Source organism: Lacticaseibacillus sp. YLM2-1 (assembly GCF_056583465.1).
Genome location: NZ_CM152617.1, coordinates 1834311 through 1852685, shown reverse-complemented (window position 1 = coordinate 1852685; position 18375 = coordinate 1834311). Strand labels below are relative to the sequence as shown.

Sequence of the window (18375 nt, the reverse complement as noted above, 5' to 3'; positions counted from 1 at the left end):
GAGGCAGGCCATGACAATTGGATTTATTGGTGCCGGCAATATGGCACGGGCGATCATCACTGGTTTGTTAGCTAAAAATGCGGTCACGCCTGAGGAAATTGTTCTGCATGGCGGGCAACCGATTCACTATGAACCGTATGCCGCCAAAATTGGCGCCAAAGCGGTCGCGAGCAATCAGGCAGTTGCAGACACTGCCGATATCGTTTTCCTAGCTGTTGCCCCCAAACTTGGTGTGCCGATTCTAAAGAAAATCGGGCCAACGCTCAAACAACGGCAGGTACCGATTGTTTCGATGCTTACCGGTGTTTCACTGGCGACCCTTGAAGATGCCCTTGGCAGTCAAGATCAACCGGTCCTGCGAATTATGCCTAATGTGAATGTGGCTATCAACGCGGGGATGACGGCTTACGCTGCTAATGATAGTGTTGCGGGTCAATTAGATGGCTTACTGGACTTATTGAACGTCTTAGGTAAAACTATGGCGTTACCTGAGGATCAATTTTCGACATTTGTCGCGTTGGCAGGGTCATCACCAGCTTTTGTTTACTTATTCATCGATAGCCTATCGCGGGCTGGCGTTAAGTATGGGTTAACTAAAAAACAGGCAACAGCCATTGCTGCTCAAGCAGTGATGGGGAGTGCCCAAAATGTTTTGGCCAGCGAGCAATCGCCATTTGATCTGATTGATCAAGTCTCAAGCCCAGGTGGTACAACAGTAGCTGGCTTGTTGGCGATGGAGCAAGCAGGGCTCATGTCTGCCGTTATCAAGGGAGTGGACGCAACCATTGCTAAGGATCGTCAAGGATAAGTATGACGTTGTACGACGAAGGTATAGCTTGTAATCTTGGTCTATACCAGTTATACTGGTATATGTTATCTGTCGAATGAAGCATTAAACAATTAGGAGTGGTATTGTGACGGTTACAGTATTGAAACACGCAACGATCTATACTGGATTAGAACGCATCGATGACGGCTATGTTCGTTTCGATGACAAAATTTTGGCAGTTGGCGACATGTTTGATTATCGCGCCCAATCTGGTGAACAGACTTTTGACCTTCAAGGGAAAACCTTGATTCCAGGGTTTATTGATGTTCACGCTCACGGCGGTTATGGCTTTGATGCCATGGACGGTGATGCCGATCAGATTGATGAAATGGCAACGAAAATGATGACGCACGAAGGGGTGACGACCCTTTTTGCAACGACCATGACGCAGTCAACTGATAATATTGACAAAGCCATGCGTGGCGTTAAACAGGCGGCTGAACGCAACCACATTATTCAAGGCGTGCATCTTGAAGGCCCATTCATCAGTAAGGTCTTCAAGGGTGCCCAACCTGAAGAATATATCAAGAATCCTAATGTTGATTTAGTGAAACAGTGGCAGGAATTATCCGGTGGTCTGGTTAAGCTCATCACCTATGCGCCAGAAGACGAAGGGTCACAAGCATTTGAAGACTACTTGTTGGCGCACAACATTGTGCCTTCTGTTGGTCACAGTAACGCTACCCGCGAACAGATGCTGCATAGCAAAGCAACACATGTGACGCATCTCTACAATGCTCAACGTGGCCTGCGCCATCGCGAGCCTGGTGTTACCGGTCATGCGATGCTTGAAGACAACATGTATTGTGAATTAATCTGTGACGGCTTCCACATCGTGCCTGATATGCTCCGCCTCGCTTTTGACCAAAAAGGACCAGAACGAATCGAATTGGTTACCGACTCCATGCGTAGCAAAGGCATGCCAGAAGGTAAGAGTGAATTAGGCGGTCAAACAGTTTATGTCAAAGATAAGCAGGCACGGCTTAAAGACGGCACACTTGCCGGCTCAGTTCTGATGTATAAAGATGCCTTTAAGAATGCGATGAGTTTCATGGATGCTTCCTTGTTTGATGCCGTTGAAATGTCATCGGTTAACCAAGCACGGGAATTCAACCTGACATCAAAAGGCACGCTTGAAGTCGGGAAAGATGCCGATATCAACGTTTTGGATCGCAATAACGATTTGGTTGCAACCTACAGCTATGGCGTTAAACACGACACCGAAGACTGAACCACGATTTGGAGGCGATCATTCATGGATGCACCAGTTTATATTCAAATTCATAACGCGATTCGGGCAGATATTGAAGCAGGCAAATGGCGCGTTGGCGATCGAATTCCTTCTGAGCGTGATTTAGCTGTCACGTTTAAAGTGTCACGGATGACGTTGCGCCAAGCCATTCAAACATTGGTCGATGAAGGCATTCTCGAACGGCGCGTCGGGTCCGGCACCTATGTTGCCAACCAGAAAGTCCAAGAGAAAATGTCTGGCGTCACAAGCTTTACGGATCTGATGCAAGCACAAGGCAAGGTGCCATCCAGTAAGACAGTCTCCTACCACGTGGCCCAGCCAACAAGTTCTGAAGTTGAAAAACTTAAACTTGAGCCTAAAGAACAAGTCTTGCGCATGGAACGGATTCGTTACGCGGATAAGATTCCGATTAGCTTTGAAACGGCGGCGGTTCCATACAACCTCGTCAAAAACTTTACCAAGAAAGAAATGACAGCCAGTTTTTACCATACCTTGGAGAAAAAAGGCGGTTATGTGCTTGGCGGTGCGCAACAGACTGTCAGTGCGATGCTGGCAAGCGAACGAATCTCAGAGTATCTGGACATCAAACGTGGCGAAGCGATCCTACGTTTGCGTCAGGTATCATTCTTGCAAGACGGTACGCCGTTTGAATATGTTCGAACGCAGTATGTTGGCGAAAGATTTGAATTTTATCTAGAACGGTAATGTTTGCTGCTTGGTTATAAACGCTAGGCATTTGGAAAGGTCAAAGAGCAAGATGGCATCTTGTTTTTTGGCTTTTTTCGTTGGTTTTGATGCTTTTTGAAAAGGAATCTGAGCCTAAGCTATGCTGATTTCGAAATGCGCGAACAGGCGCAGAAGCCTACACATAAGGATCTCAGACAGGAAGGGCAAAGGCCAGCCGTCAGTGTGCTGGTTCCAAAACGCGCGAACAGGCGCAGAAGCCTACACATAAGGATCTCAGACAGGAAGGGCAAAGGCCAGCCGTCAGTGTGCTGGTTCCAAAACGCGCGAACAGGCGCAGAAACCTGCACATAAGGACCTCAGACAGGAATGGGCAAAGGCCAGCCGTCAGTGTGCTGGTTCCGAAACGCGCGAACAGGCGCAGAAACCTGCACATAAGGACCTCAAGCCTAAATGGCCAAAGCCCAGCCATTTTAGGCTTGAGGCCACTTATGCTCCGGTTTCTAACCGCGCCTGTTCGCGCTCTGTCCCATTTTCTCTGAATGGTATATAATGATGAACTATAAATTAAGCATCACTGCGCCTATACGAGCGCTTGTTTGTTGTTGCCACTTATCCGGAAGGGGAGCCATGATGACCACACAGTTGGGTGAAGGACTTACACTCCACACCGATTTTTACGAATTAAATATGATGAATACCTTTTTTGAACAGGGGATTAGCGAACGCAATGCCGTGTTTGAAGTCTTTTTTCGGGATTTACCGTTTGGTTCGGGGTTTGCTGTTTTTGCGGGATTGGAACATGTGATGGACTACCTGAATCATCTTAAGTTTTCTGAAGATGATTTAGCTTATCTGCAGTCGCAAACAGACTATTCGGATGCTTTTATTGATTATTTACGGCATCTTAAGTTCACTTGCACTGTTAAGTCCGCTTTAGAAGGCGACTTGGTATTCAACAACGAGCCGATTTGGCAAATTGAGGGACCATTGGCGCAAGCACAGCTGGTTGAGACAGCGGTTTTGAATATGATCAACTATCAAACGTTGGTTGCGACCAAAGCCGCCCGTATTCGCAGCGTTGCTGGTGCGGACCCCCTGATGGAATTCGGCACACGGCGGGCACAGGAAACGGCGGCTGCTTTGTGGGGCACACGGGCCGCTTATATTGGTGGCTTCAATGCGACTAGTAATGTATTGGCGGGTAAGGAATTCGGCATTCCTATCAGTGGAACCCACGCCCATTCGCTGGTTCAGGCCTATGGCAATGATTACGATGCTTTTAAAGCATACGCTCGCAGCAATAAGGATGTTGTTTTCCTCGTTGATACATATGACACCTTGCGTTCTGGTGTGCCTGCAGCAATCAAAGTTGCGAATGAGTTTAAAGGCAAGATCAACTTTCTTGGTGTCCGGATCGATAGTGGTGACATGGCTTTCATCTCCAAGCGAGTTCGGCAACAATTGGACGATGCTGGTTATGAATCTGCTAAAATTTACGCCTCAAACGATCTTGACGAAAATACGATTCAGAACTTGAAGATGCAAGGTGCCAAAATCGATATTTGGGGTGTTGGGACACGTTTAATTACCGCCTATGATCAGCCGGCATTGGGCGCCGTGTTTAAGTTGGTATCAATTGAAGATGCAGCCGGCAAAATGCGCGACACGATCAAATTGTCGAACAATGCTGAGAAAGTGTCAACGCCGGGAAAAAAGCAGGTTTGGCGTATTACGCGTCAAGATGATGGCAAATCTGAAGGCGATTATGTTGCCTTGGCAGATGAAACCATTGATACACAACGAAGTCTTTATATGTTCCATCCGAACTTCCCGTACATCAATAAAACGGTTAAAAATTTTGAAGCCAAGCCACTTCTACAGACGATTTATGACAAAGGCCAGCAAGTTTATCACACACCACCGTTACAAGAAGTCCAAGCATATGCCACTCGGAGTACCAACGCATTATGGGATGAATATCGACGCATTCTGAACCCACAGGACTACCCGGTAGACTTGTCGCAACGGGTTTGGGACAACAAGATGGATCTAATCAAAGCAGTCAAATCAGCGGTGGCTGACCGCGAGGAATAATCTATGAGGGCATCGAAAAGGCGATCGCAGCATCGTTGGCTAATCCTTAGCCTACTAGTCGGTCTTGTAGTTGGAATAGCTGCTTATGCGAGTTACGATCATTTTTATTTGAAGCCACAGATTGAGGCTAAGGAAGAGCGGACTCGGCGTAAGTATGAAACAGAATTGAACCGACATCGAGCGGTTGAGCAACGCCTCCAAAATGAAACGCGAACAGCGACATCCGCGACTGACAAGCTCATGCAGCCAGTTAATCAGGCGGAAGCCAAGCCGTTTATGAAAATATTGGAGGCTAATCATTTTAGTGGTACTGCGTTGATGATCAGACGTGGCAAAATTATTTTGAACACAGGACTTGGCTATGCCGATGCTGAATCTGGACGTTTAAATGGTCCGGAGACACTTTATCAAATTGGTTCGATTCAAAAAGGGTTAACTGCCGTGTTGCTCATGCGACTAGTTGAACAAGGCAAAGTTCATTTGTCTGACCCGATCAGTAAGTACTTGACCGGCATTAGGACAGGCAAGCAAGTCACCTTGCGCATGATGCTTAACATGCGTAGCGGCTTATCATTGACGCGTGCGCAGAGTGCTTCGCTTTCTGACGCTGGCATTGTCCGTTGGTCGATTGCCAACTTAAATTATGGAACGGTTCGTTATGATTACCAACCAGTGAATTATGTTTTGTTGGCTGGTGTGATTGAGAAAGTGACTGGCCGACTGTATGCCGATTTGATTCAACAGGAAATTTTCAAGAAGTTGAAATTGACTCACTCTGGGTTTATGCCAGAGTTGTTTCACGAGTCGAATCAGGCGTTTGGTTATAGTGGTCCCATTAATAATCCTTACGCAAAACGGTACACAGAGCCTTCTGTGAACTATAATCGGGAACTGGGTACTGGCAATATTTATACAAGTGCGGGTGATTTGTATCAGATCATCAAGGCGGTGAATCAGGGGAAAATCATTTCAACTGCTTCATTGAAGGCACTGCGGAATTTGGATAATGGTCAGTACACAGCGGGGGTTTATAATTTTGGAAGCTACACCTTAACGCACGGGGTGGTGGCTTCGCAATCTGCAGGTACCATGATTGATACCAGCGGCCAAAATGCGGTTGTCTTGCTTGCCAACACGGACAAGATAACCCAAGGTCTCATTAAAAATTTGTATCTGAATATGATTAAAGGAGTTTGACTATGCGTCCATTACAAGCAGAAATCATCAAAGCATTGGGTGTTCAAGCAACAATCGATCCGGAAACTGAAGTTCGTCGTAGTGTAGACTTTTTAAAAGCTTATTTGAAAAAGAACACTTTTTTAAAAACTTATGTCCTCGGCATTTCGGGCGGGCAAGATTCGAGTCTTGCTGGCGCTTTGACCGAAAAGGCCATGCAGGAAATGCGAGCAGAAACCGGCGACGATGCTTATCAATTTATTGCCGTTCGTCTGCCTTATGGTGAACAAGCCGATGAAGCCGATGCTATGGCTGCTATCGACTTTATGCACGCTGATGTTGTCAAGCGTGTGAATATTAAGCCGAGTGTTGATGCAATGGTCGCGGCGGTTGAGGCTGATGGGTCAAAGATTTCTGATTTCAACAAAGGCAACATCAAGGCTCGGATGCGGATGATCGCGCAATATGCGATTGCTGGCAATAATGCCGGTGCGGTGATTGGCACGGATCATGCCGCTGAAGCCGTGACTGGCTTTTACACCAAATTTGGTGATGGTGGCGCTGATTTGACGCCATTGTATCGATTGGACAAACGACAAGGTGCCGCGCTTTTGAAGGTATTAGGCGCACCGGCACACTTGTATGAAAAAGCCCCTACAGCTGATCTTGAAGACAATCGCCCAGCACTGCCTGATGAAGTTGCGTTAGGCGTCAAGTACAAAGACATTGATGATTATTTGGAAGGAAAAGACGTCAGTGATCAAGCTGCTGAAACGATTGAAAAGTGGTACCAAAAAACCGCCCACAAGCGGCATTTACCAATCACGGTTTTCGATAATTTTTGGAAATAACGCTTAAAGACAGCCAAGGCATCACCGATAGCAATCAGTGATGCGACGGGCTGTCTTTTTGCTGGATAATGTGGTATTTTTGCGTCCAGAAAAGTTAAATTTGGAAGAGCGTGAGCAGGCCGGTTTTCTGGGCCAGTGAGCGCGTTTAGATAAGAGCGTGAACTGAGCCGGTTTGAAACCGAAGTATAGGAGCGGCCATTTAGGTTTAAGGTCCTCACATAAAGGTTTTGCGCTCGTGAATGCATTTAAAGGAGTAGGTTTTAAGATGTCGGGGAAGCATCGTTATATTTGGTTGGGCGTCATGCTGATTTTATGTGCAGTCAGCATTGGTGCGGGAACGTACCTTTGGCAGCAAAACAGCCGATCCGCCGTGAATACGAAGTCAAAATCCGCAAAGACAGTCACAAAAGCGGTACGTCAGGATCGGGGTAAATCAAAAGAAGAAATATTGGCCATGACCTTGGATCGTGCCGCGACGACGACTGAAGGCCAACCACTTGAGCAAGAGTTGACCAATGACAAGTTTATTGGCAGTGCCCTGATCATTAAGCACGGCAAAGTCGTGTTTAACAATGGCGTTGGTGATGCCGATACGACGACGCATCGCCGGAACGGTCCAACCACGCTGTTTCAGATTGGTTCAATTCAAAAAGCCGTGACTGCGGTTGCGCTTGCGCAATTGGCCGCTTCTGGCAAGCTCAGCTTGGATGATCCGGTTGGCAAATATCTAACTGGCATCAAAACCGGCGATCAAGTGACTTTGCGCATGATGGTGGCTATGCGCAGCGGCTTTAGTTTGCGTAAGTATCAACCAACTGTAATGGATGATGCTAATATTATTCAATGGTCGATTGCCAACTTAACCTATCTGCCGCAGGATAATTACGCTTATCAAGCAGTTAATTACGTGTTACTTGCTGGTGTGATAGAAAAAGTTGCTGGTCGTTCATATGAGCAGCAAGTCAAAAACAATATTTTCGATCGGCTCAACCTGAAGCACACAGGCTTTTTACCCGCAATGCTGACAGATCCTGAGCGAGCTATCACTTACACTGGCCCGGCTGCTAATCCTTATCAAACTGCGATTGGTGAACCAGCAGTTTGGTATAATCGAGAACTAGGCACGGGCAATGTCTATACTTCCACCGGTGACTTATACCGGCTGTTGCGTGGTATTGATACAGGGAAAGTATTACCACTTTCAACTTTAAAAACATTGCGTAACCGCAACGATGGTGTTTACAACGCGGGTATTTATAACCATGCTGACTTTTACTCAACCAACGGTGTCGTCGCCGGTCAAATGGCCTCAACCGCGATAAGTCATGATGGCCAAAATGCCGTCATTTTGCTCAGCAACTACAATTCGCATGCACTGAATCTGCATGACTTAGCGGTTCACCTATTTAGTGAGTTGGGCTGAATGGCCTGCCTAATAAGGCCACTTATGCTGGTTTCTAACCGGACTTGCACGCTCTGCTCTGATTAAACGCGTTTGCAGGCCCAGAAACCGGGCCTGTTCACGCTCTTCGCAAGTAAGCCTTGCGAAGCATGACCCGCACCTGATATACTTTAACCAACATAGGGGAGTAACTAGCAGAGTATTCTGCGACAACGTCACCAACAAGGCTATGTCTGGTGTTGTCTTAAATAGTGAGACTTATGGATCTACTGCTGGTAGTCCATAGGTCTCTTTTTGGCTACCGGCCCAAATACGAAGGAGGCACTACTTTGGCAAACAAACCGCCATATGCATTAAGCAGTGAGGCAGTCTTAAAGCAAGAACAGACTAGTCTAACCGGGTTAACGAAAGAAGCGGCACAAACACGGTTAAATGAGAATGGGCCAAATGAACTTGCGCAGGCAGAAAAGAAGGGCATGTTAGCCCGTTTCTTAGATCAGTTCAAGGATTTTATGATTATTGTCTTGTTGGTTGCCGCTTTGATTGCCGGCTTTTTACTCAGTGAGTGGGCGGATGCCGGGATCATCTTGGCCGTTGTCTTATTAAATGCGGTTTTCGGCGTTTTCCAAGAAAGTAAAGCTGAGGAAGCGATTGATGCGCTGAAGGAAATGTCGACCCCTAACGCCCATGTTCGTCGTGGTGATCAGGTGCTGACCATTCCTAGCAGCCAACTGGTTTTAGGGGACATCGTGTTACTTGAAGCTGGAGATGTCGTACCAGCAGATTTACGACTAGTTGAGAGTGCCAACCTTAAAATTGAAGAGAGTGCGTTAACAGGTGAAAGTGTGCCGGTCGATAAGACGACGGCGCCGTTGGATGCTGATGATGTCGGAATTGGCGATCGCACTAACATGGCATTCATGAACAGTAACATCACATACGGCCGTGGCGTCGGTGTTGTGATCGCTACAGGAATGCAAACTGAAGTTGGCCGCATTGCCGGGATGATTAATTCGGCAGAAGAAACCAACACGCCGTTGCAAGAGAACCTAAAAAGTCTCGGTAAAACGCTGACGGTCATGATTTTGGTGATTGCGGTGATTGTGTTTGCAGTCGGTATCTGGCGTCAAGCGGCAAGCTTACCAGAAATGTTCCTGACAGCCGTTTCATTAGCTGTGGCGGCCATTCCTGAAGGGCTGCCAGCCATTGTCACCATCATTTTGGCATTGGGTACGCAGAAAATGGCCAAGCGCCATGCACTGGTTCGTAAATTGCCTGCTGTTGAAACCCTCGGCAGCACGGATATCATTGCGAGTGATAAAACTGGAACGCTTACTCAAAATAAGATGACGGTTGAAAAAGTTTATTACGACGGTCAGCTTAATGATGCAAGTGCTGGTATTCATGGCGGCAATCCATTAATGACCATCATGAACTTTGCCAACGACACACAGGTGCAAGACGATGGTAAGTTACTAGGCGATCCAACCGAAACTGCGCTTGTTGCTTATGGGAAAACCCAGAATTACGATGTTGCCAAAGCACTCACTGGCGAACCGCGGATCGCAGAAGTACCGTTTGACTCTGAACGAAAATTAATGACGACAGTTCATCGACGCGCAGATGGCAAGTTGCTAGTCGCCACAAAGGGTGCGCCTGATGAATTACTCAAGCGGGTGACTGACCTAGCAACTGGCGAAAATACGGCGCCGTTGTCAGACAGTGAACGCGATGCCATTTTGAAAGCCAATAAAGACATGGCGACACAGGCGTTGCGTGTGCTGGGGATGGCTTATAAGGTCATCGATACTTTACCGGAAAAAGTTGATTCCGATACGGTTGAAAATCACATGATTTTTGCTGGATTGGTCGGCATGATTGATCCCGAACGGCCAGAAGCGGAAGCTGCGGTGGCAGAGGCAAAAGCGGCTGGTATTCGCCCGATGATGATCACCGGCGATCACCGCGACACGGCTGAAGCAATTGCCGTTCGGTTGGGAATCATTGACCAGGGCGATGATGATGCTGTCATCACCGGCGCTGAGCTAGATCAGCAAAGTGATGATGAGTTTGCAAAGAACGTGGCAAAGTACAGTGTATACGCCCGTGTTGCGCCAGAGCACAAGGTACGGATCGTCAATGCTTGGCAGAAAAAAGGCAAGGTTGTGGCAATGACCGGCGACGGTGTGAACGATGCGCCTGCTTTGAAAGCTGCGGATATTGGGATCGGTATGGGCATCACTGGGACCGAAGTTTCCAAGGGTGCTTCTGATATGGTTTTGGCTGATGATAACTTTGCAACCATTGTTGTGGCGGTGGAAGAAGGCCGAAAAGTCTTTTCCAATATTCAAAAGGCGATTCAGTACCTGTTGTCGGCCAACCTTGGTGAAGTCTTGACCTTATTCATGATGACCATGCTAGGTTGGGATTTGCTGGCACCGGTGCATATTCTCTGGATTAACTTAGTGACAGATACGTTCCCGGCGATTGCACTGGGGGTTGAACCAACTGAACCAGGTATTATGAAGCAAAAGCCGCGCGGTCGGAAGTCAAACTTCTTCTCAGGCGGCGTTGGCCCCGCGGTTATCTGGCAAGGAATTCTCGAAGGTCTGCTGACGCTTGGCGTTTACTGGATTGCCATTACCTATCCAGTGCACAGCGGCTCAGCTGCGATTCACGCCGATGCTTTGACGATGGCCTATGCTACGCTGGGCTTGATTCAGCTGTTCCATGCCTTCAACGTGAAGAGTATCCATCAAAGTCTGTTCACGGTCGGCGCGTTCCGGAATAAGGCCTTTAACTGGGCGATTCTGGCTTCCTTCGTGTTGTTGGCAGTCACGATTTTAGTGCCATGTTTCAATGGCCTGTTCCATGTGACATCGCTTGATTGGCATCAATGGATCACGGTTCTCGGGGCTGGTGTGGCGATGATCGTCATTGTTGAAATCGTTAAAGTTTTCGAACGTGCTCGACGCAAGCAACACGCATAAGACACCACAAGATTGCTTACAGTCAAAAAACAATAGGAGTAGCCTTGACCGTGATGTCCGTGTTGTAACGGTCATGACAGTCAAGGCTTTTATGCGTTAATTACCGGCTAATGAGCCGATGAAAAGGATGAAGCACATGAATAAACAACAAATGAAGTTAGCAAACTACGGGACGACCATTAATGCGGTCGTTGAAGCCACACAAGACAACCAAGAGAAAATGGCGCCGTTGTTTGAACCGCTGCGCAAGGCGATTGATGAGAACAAGTTGGCCGATTACGACCTTGAGGCTTACCAACAAACGCAAACCGTGTTTAGCGAGGGGACAAGTAACTATGAAGCGTTGCTTGTCAAGTTGCAGCAAGTCGCGGCGCCAGCCAGATTGTTGGGGCCCCATCGTACACTTGTACATGATTTTGCCGCTTTCACAGAGGCATGTAAGGCGATGACCGCAAGTTTGCACGCGGATCGGCAAGTTGATGTGGCAGCTTTCAACGCAGCTGAAAAAGCTCAGGACGAGGCAATTCAAAAATTCACCAAGCAAATCCAAAAAATTTCAGTCATGTTGTCTTAAGCTGGTCAAAATTGTCAAAAAAAGTTTAAGCTTATACTTGACATGAGAACTTTACTCACGTATCTTTAATCTAACAACAAATCAATTAACTAGGACGGAGGAAACCGACATGACAGCATTGCTTACCTTTTCTGCTTGGCAAAGCCAACTTTAGGTAGGTTGCAGACGCAACCTGCCAGACGCGCAGGTTGTGTCTATGTTGGCCCTCTGTTCAATTTGTCCGCATAGATACCCCAAAAGTGGGACTATGCGGACTTTTTTATTGCCGCGACGAGTCCTCACCTGTCGCGGCAATTTTTGTAAGCGTGAGCCAGCCCGTTTAGAAACCGGAACATAAGTGGCCTCAGACAGAAATGGCTGGGCTTTGGCCATTTCTGTCTGAGGTCCTTATGTGCAGGTTTCTGGGCTGGCGAGCGCGTTATGAATCATAACTGATTAAGTCCAAGCGGGCACAGCATGAATTAATTTAAAACGGAGGCGGAAACATGAAACGAATGCTAGGGTTGATCTTCATTATGGCAGCATTCTTAGGGATTGCCTATTTTCAAACCGGCACGACAACACCACAGACACAGGCAACACCAACTGTGGGTATCCTGCAATTGACCACACATCCCGCATTAGATGCGATTCACAAGGGGATTATTGATGGCTTGAAGGAGAAGGGCTATGTTGCAGGGAAGAATGTGAAGATCGATTTTCAAAATGCCGAAAATGATCAAAGCAATCTGAAGTCCATGTCCGAACGCTTTACTGAGGAACATGCGGCGGCAACAGTTGGGATTGCCACGCCATCGGCTCAAGCACTTGCCAATGTCAATCAGAAAACACCGATCATTCTTGGCGCGATTACCGATCCAGTTGCGGCAAAGTTAGTGAAGAATGTTAAACGGCCAGGTGGCAATATCACGGGGGTATCTGATCAGGCACCGATTGCCGCGCAGCTGAAATTAATCCGGCAAATTATGCCGAATGCCAAAACTCTCGGTGTGATTGCAACGTCGAGTGATGATTCCGCTCAAACACAGGCTAAAATGGTCGAAAAACTTGGGCCAAAGCAAGGCTTCACAGTTAAGCGGTACGCGATCAGTTCAACAAATGACTTAAATCAGGTGGCCACACAAATGGTTAGTCAAGTAGATGCGATTTTTGTGCCGACTGACAACACTGTTGCCAGTGCGATGCAAACTTTGGTTGCGGTGGCTAATACGCGGAAGGTGCCAATTTTTCCAACAGTGGACACGATGGTTGAACAAGGCGGATTGGCAACGATTGGTCTTGACCAACATCATCTCGGCGTTTTAACTGGCCGGATGCTGGCAGACATCTTGAGTGGAAAGACAAAGCCAGCAACGACGCCGATTCATTTTGAAACCACCGGTAAACTGATCTTGAACGAAAAACAAGCAAAACTGTTAGGCATCGACTTACCTAGCTCGTTAATCAAAACGGCAGAGGCGAAAGGAACGGTGATCAAATGAGTATCGGCGTATCAGCGATTGGTCAAGGTTTATTATATGGTTTAATCGGACTTGGCTTATTCTTAACATTTCGGGTATTGGATTTCCCGGATATGACGGTTGAAGGTACCTTTCCATTTGGCGCGGCAGTAGCCGTGAGTGCCATTACTCATGGCATTTCCCCGATTGTCGCAACGCTGTTGGCTACCGGTGCGGGGATGCTTGCTGGATTGGCAACTGGGTTGTTGACCACGAAAGGTAAAATTCCAGTTTTGTTGGCCGGTATTTTGGTGATGACCGGGTTGTTTTCAATCAACTTGCGGATTATGGGACGCGCCAATCTATCGCTGTTGCATCAAGCCAATCTTTTCCAGACAGCGTTCTTAAAAGATTTACCGCCATACTTCAATAGTGTGGTTATCGGCGTTATCGTTGCTGTTGTGGTGGTTGGCTTGCTAATGCTGTTTCTAAATACTCAGTTAGGCCAAGCGTTTATTGCGGCAGGAGACAATCCAAGTATGGCGCGCAGTCTCGGTATTGATCCTGATCATCAGATGGTGCTTGGTCTGATGGTGGGTAATGGTCTGGTCGGTTTGGCTGGCGGTTTGCTTGCTCAAAACAATGGCTATGCTGATGTCAATATGGGCATTGGGATCATTGTCATTGGCCTCGCCGCGATTATCATCGGGGAAGTTGTATTTGGCGAATTAACACTCTCACAGCGTTTGGTTGCCGTGATTCTCGGTAGCATTCTTTATCGCTTCGTTTTGCTGGTTGTGCTTGCACTGGGGTTCAATGCCGACGACTTAAAACTGATCTCAGCGGTTGTTTTGGCTATCGCGATCATGGTGCCACAAATTGATCATCGCTTGAGATTACGGCGCGTGTTGCAGAAAGGGGTGCAAGCACATGGCTGAGCTAACCTTAACCAACGTTACGGTGAATATTCCCGTTGGTACAGAAGTGAAAATTTTGCTTCAGGACGTGAACCTCACCGTTGCTAAAGGTGAATTTGTAACGGTTTTGGGCAACAACGGGGCTGGTAAATCGACATTATTCAACGCGATTACAGGCGATATGCCAGTCAGCGGTGGCACCATTACGCTGGCTAATCAAACTTTGAATGGCAAACGACCTGAGCAACGTGCACGGCATATTGCCAGAGTTTTCCAGGATCCTAAAATGGGGACAGCACCACGAATGACAGTTGCCGAAAACTTGCTCTTAGCTAGTCACCGCGGTCAGCGGCTAACGTTGCGATCACGCGGCATGACGGCTAGCAAAGCGGCGCTGAAGACCTTAGCAGCGAAGACGGGCAATGGCCTTGCTGATGCCCTCGACAAGCCGACTGAGCAGCTCTCTGGCGGCCAACGGCAAGCACTCAGCCTATTGATGGCAACTATGCGGAAACCGGATCTGTTGCTGTTAGATGAGCATACGGCGGCGCTTGATCCGCATACCAGTCAGGCGATCATGCAACTGACGAACGAAATCGTCTCCGATCAGCAACTGACCTGCTTGATGATCACTCACCAGGTTGAAGACGCCTTACGTTATGGTAATCGCTTGATTGTGTTAGATGCTGGTAAAATTGTGGCTGATTTTGACCAAGCCAAAAAAGCGGCGATGAGCCGTGATGATGTTTTGGCCTTTTTCAGTTAAACTAAAAACGAGTCCTTGAGATGGCTATTTAGCCATTTCTCAGAGGACTCGTTTTTGATATTTTTAGCCAAGTTTGAGTAACCAAAATGTCATGATGCAACTACGGGTGACTTGGAGTAAACTATTGGCTCGGAGGTAGATATGACAGATCAAGAATTACAGGCCCGCGTTGAGGCGATTTCGTTGAAAGCATTCCATCAACCTTTTCGCCATCACGCTGTTTTTAATAATCGGCTAAAAACGACGGGTGGCCGCTTTCATCCGGCTGATATGAACTTAGACTTCAACCCCAAGCTATTTGCGGTTTATCCTGCGAGTGTCACCGATGGCATTATTAAACATGAGCTGGTGCATTACCACCTATATGATCACCATCGCGACTATCAGCATCGCGATCACGACTTTAAGCAGCTCTTGACTGCAGTTGGCGGGTCACGTTTTGCGCCACCGTTGCCAGTGAACGGCCATCAGTACGTGTATGTATGCACCCATTGCGGTCGCCAATTCGTTCGTCGCCGGCACATTGATGTTCGGCGGTACGCGTGTGGTGTCTGTCGCGGTAAATTGCGCCTGCAAAAGACGTTGGCTAGTTAAGCGGTTTTTGGGCTCTACGTCAACTGGTGTTGAAGAATAAATTTATCATTTGAGGCGGTTCTCCATTTGGGGAGCCGTCTTTGTCATGTTATGCCGTGATTTGGTAGATTCGTTTGAAGAAGTTCAGCTGATTCTTGAAGCCAAAACAGGATCGTTTGAGTGACTTGATGAGGCGGTTAACCCCTTCGATCGGACCGTTGGAATAAGGGCTGGTGACAGCGGCGAGAACAGCGACTTTGTGTCGCTTAAGCGTCGCGATCGTCATGTCCATTGCCGTACCGTTTGGCTCGTAAGTAGCTAACAGGTTTGCCAGTTCCGTGGGATGTTTCTTCACCATCAAGGCATCATGAAGCGCTAAGTAGGTCTCGTAGGTTTGCTTGAGCTTGGGCTCAGTATCAAGTGCGATATCGATGGCCTCCTGTTGCGTGACGTATTCATTCAAACCAAACAGGAACTGTTTGTGTTTAGCGTCAGGCGCAGTTTGATGAAAAAGCCGCCAGTTTGTCTTCATGATCTTATAAGGACGGCTGTGTTTGTCATCAAGCTGTTTGAGCGCTTGGACGCGTACCTGATCAAGGGCACGAGCCGCAAGTTGAATGATATGGAACCGATCAATGACGACTTGGGCCTTGGGGAAAACCTCATGAATAATCGTCTGATAAGCTGCATTCATGTCCATGGTGACCGTCTGGACCCGAGTGCGTTCAGCGAGTGAATAATGAGCGATGAAGAAGTTTTTAATCGTGCGGTTGAATCGATCACCAAGCAAGGCAATCAGACGATGTGAATCGGCATCAAGACAGATAAACGACATCATGCCATGAGTAGAACGGAACTCATCAAAGCAGAGTCGCGTGGGCAGCCGGCGAGCCGGTCGGAGTTTGAGATTTTGGTCAATGATCCGTTGAACCGAGGAAGCTGAGATTCCGATAATACGGGCGATGGTTTTGACTGGCAACCGTTCATGCGCTAACTTCATGATTCGCTCTGTCATGTGAGTGGCGATCGTGTGGTTGGGTTGCACGAGTGGCGTCTTGGCACTGACTGTGTGGTAACAGTTATGACAGCGCCATCGTTGCTTGTGCAAGTCAATGACTGTCGGCATTTCAACCCCATTGAGGACGCGCACGTGGGCCGTATAAAACCCGTTAGGGTGCAAGGCCTCAAAGCCACACAGTGGGCACCGGGTTAACCGGTAAGTCAGCTCGGCATCAATCACATGGGCAAGAATGTCAATGGCCCGGACAAAAATTGTACGGTTCTGCCGAATGCGTATGGTTGTCACTTAAATTCACGCATTATCAGATCTTTTATCAGCGTTTAATCTTGTTTAACGTGCCATAGGTACGACAAACAAGCCCTGACATCTGGTGCTTTCCCCAGGGCTGTGCGCCTATTGAACGGTTACTTATGCAGCTGCTGACTTTCTTTTGCAAGCACCGCGACCGTTGGTCTCGCGATCATGATTGTAGAAGGTGTTGTAACGAGCAATGGATTCAGTGACGTCTAAAATTGATTCATAGTTGATCTGCTCCAACCGGACCCATTCTCGTTTCAATAGCGAATGGTAGGCCTCAATCCGCCCGTTATCAGCCGGTTTGCCTTTGCGAGAATATGAGTGACGCAGGTGCGCATCTGTCAAGGTTGTCTCAAACAAACGACTGGTATATTGACTACCCATATCGCTATGAACCATCTTAAAAGTATAACCTTGGTGAATTAACGCTTGAATCGGTGCGACCGCGAGGTCTTGTGTCATCTGTTGACCCACTTGCCAAGCTAAGACTTTTCTCGCTTTTGGATCATACGCTGTTGCAAGGTAAACCCAGTTTTGGTTGATCAGTTGAATATAGGTGATATCGGTGGTCACGACCTCAGACAAGTCAGCTAGGTGTCGCATTAAATTAGGTTTTTGTGGCATGTCAGTGGTTGTGGTAGGCTTTTTAGAGCGTTTACGATACATTGTCGATTGAATCCCCAATTCACGCATGACTTTCCAAATCGTGCGGTCACTTAAGCGGCATTTAAGTAATTTACGAATACGTTTAGCAATCCGCACGTATCCGTAAAACTTTCGACGTTGCCAAAGAACCTGAACCAGCTCTTTAAGCTTAATTCGGCGGCGATTTCGTGACTTAGGATGCCACCTTAACCAGTCATAGTAGGTACTCGAAGGGATCCGTAACGCTCGGAGAATAACTGTGATGCGGTGCCCCCGGCTCAATTGATCTTGAATCATAAAAAGAGCGGCCTTTCGGCCGCTATGAATCAACGCTTTGCCAGCAACACCGCCGCTCGTTTTAAAATATCGAGTTCTTCCCTCAAACGGCGATTTTCTTTTTGAAGTTGCTTGAACTGTTCGTTGGTCACAGCAGTACCTTGATGATCAATGGCAATGACAGTGGCCGCCTGAACCCATTTGCGAATAGTGTCTAAGGAAGGACCGTATTCTTCATGTAGTTCTTTGAATGAGTGTCCTTTTTCATGAAGATCAATCAAGGTTTGCTTAAATTCGGGGGTGTAGCGAATAGCTGTATTGGTCATAAAATATTCCTCATCTGTCAATTATCGCACAAACTATTTTTGTCCGTAATTACAGCATAGGAGCCCATGATACTGGCGGCGACGTACCCCGTTGCCGCGATATTCATGACGAACAAAGGCAACTTTGATATTATGGTCTGGTATTCCAAGGACGGACAGTGTAGGATCGTATTGGGACATTTACTCATAACCTCGCTTGCTTTTGGTTTCGACGCTAACAAGCATAGCATGGACACTGAGTAGGTGTCTTTTTGCGTTAT

The 18375-nt window shown here is 47.5% G+C and carries 16 protein-coding genes; 13 read left to right on the top strand and 3 right to left on the bottom strand.

Going from position 1 to position 18375, the window contains the following annotated elements; translation table 11 throughout:
• Positions 1-10 precede the first annotated feature (10 nt).
• From proC to AC07KQ_RS08955, 13 genes are all read left to right on the top strand, one after another.
• Entirely contained in the window at positions 11-808 is a 798-nt protein-coding gene (gene proC, locus AC07KQ_RS09015; RefSeq protein WP_019894106.1) for a pyrroline-5-carboxylate reductase, read from the top strand.
• 106 nt (positions 809-914) lie between these two features.
• Entirely contained in the window at positions 915-2060 is a 1146-nt protein-coding gene (gene nagA, locus AC07KQ_RS09010; protein ID WP_016373103.1) for an N-acetylglucosamine-6-phosphate deacetylase, read from the top strand.
• A gap of 24 nt (positions 2061-2084) precedes the next feature.
• The gene (locus tag AC07KQ_RS09005; protein ID WP_003566099.1) at positions 2085-2786 is read left to right on the top strand and encodes a GntR family transcriptional regulator; all 702 of its coding nucleotides are present in this window, start codon (positions 2085-2087) and stop codon (positions 2784-2786) included.
• A gap of 612 nt (positions 2787-3398) precedes the next feature.
• On the top strand, positions 3399-4862 hold the full coding sequence (locus AC07KQ_RS09000; protein WP_003566087.1) for a nicotinate phosphoribosyltransferase: 1464 nt from the start codon (positions 3399-3401) through the stop codon (positions 4860-4862).
• A 3-nt stretch (positions 4863-4865) separates the two neighbouring features.
• Positions 4866-6059, top strand: a complete 1194-nt coding sequence (locus AC07KQ_RS08995) for a serine hydrolase domain-containing protein (RefSeq protein WP_123018556.1) — start codon at positions 4866-4868, stop codon at positions 6057-6059.
• Positions 6060-6061: 2 nt separating this feature from the next.
• On the top strand, positions 6062-6889 hold the full coding sequence (nadE, locus tag AC07KQ_RS08990) for an ammonia-dependent NAD(+) synthetase (protein WP_003566083.1): 828 nt from the start codon (positions 6062-6064) through the stop codon (positions 6887-6889).
• Positions 6890-7154: 265 nt separating this feature from the next.
• Positions 7155-8312, top strand: a complete 1158-nt coding sequence (locus AC07KQ_RS08985; RefSeq protein ID WP_011674604.1) for a serine hydrolase domain-containing protein — start codon at positions 7155-7157, stop codon at positions 8310-8312.
• Positions 8313-8620: 308 nt separating this feature from the next.
• Complete coding sequence (locus tag AC07KQ_RS08980) at positions 8621-11281, top strand: cation-translocating P-type ATPase (protein ID WP_173959212.1); 2661 nt, start codon at positions 8621-8623, stop codon at positions 11279-11281.
• Positions 11282-11417: 136 nt separating this feature from the next.
• A complete protein-coding gene (locus tag AC07KQ_RS08975) occupies positions 11418-11855 on the top strand; it encodes a hypothetical protein (RefSeq protein ID WP_071252836.1) in 438 nt (145 codons plus the stop codon).
• Positions 11856-12340: 485 nt separating this feature from the next.
• Entirely contained in the window at positions 12341-13336 is a 996-nt protein-coding gene (gene trpX, locus AC07KQ_RS08970; protein ID WP_003566076.1) for a tryptophan ABC transporter substrate-binding protein, read from the top strand.
• Complete coding sequence (locus tag AC07KQ_RS08965) at positions 13333-14232, top strand: ABC transporter permease (RefSeq protein WP_003575502.1); 900 nt, start codon at positions 13333-13335, stop codon at positions 14230-14232. The genes trpX and AC07KQ_RS08965 overlap by 4 nt, the downstream gene beginning before the upstream one ends.
• Positions 14225-14977: an ABC transporter ATP-binding protein gene (locus tag AC07KQ_RS08960; RefSeq protein ID WP_173959210.1), complete on the top strand. Its 753-nt coding sequence runs from the start codon at positions 14225-14227 to the stop codon at positions 14975-14977. The genes AC07KQ_RS08965 and AC07KQ_RS08960 overlap by 8 nt, the downstream gene beginning before the upstream one ends.
• A gap of 141 nt (positions 14978-15118) precedes the next feature.
• Complete coding sequence (locus AC07KQ_RS08955; protein ID WP_173959209.1) at positions 15119-15571, top strand: SprT family protein; 453 nt, start codon at positions 15119-15121, stop codon at positions 15569-15571.
• Positions 15572-15659: 88 nt separating this feature from the next.
• Here AC07KQ_RS08955 and AC07KQ_RS08950 read toward each other — a convergent pair whose 3' ends face one another.
• The 3 genes from AC07KQ_RS08950 to AC07KQ_RS08940 form a co-directional block, all read right to left on the bottom strand.
• Positions 15660-16847: an ISL3 family transposase gene (locus tag AC07KQ_RS08950; RefSeq protein ID WP_480156639.1), complete on the bottom strand. Its 1188-nt coding sequence runs from the start codon at positions 16845-16847 to the stop codon at positions 15660-15662.
• A 132-nt stretch (positions 16848-16979) separates the two neighbouring features.
• Positions 16980-17843, bottom strand: coding sequence for an IS3 family transposase (locus AC07KQ_RS08945; protein ID WP_003663214.1), 864 nt, complete (start codon positions 17841-17843; stop codon positions 16980-16982).
• Positions 17840-18115, bottom strand: coding sequence for a transposase (locus tag AC07KQ_RS08940; protein WP_003566536.1), 276 nt, complete (start codon positions 18113-18115; stop codon positions 17840-17842). Before AC07KQ_RS08940 ends, AC07KQ_RS08945 begins: the two co-directional genes overlap by 4 nt.
• Between the last annotated feature and the right edge of the window lie 260 nt (positions 18116-18375).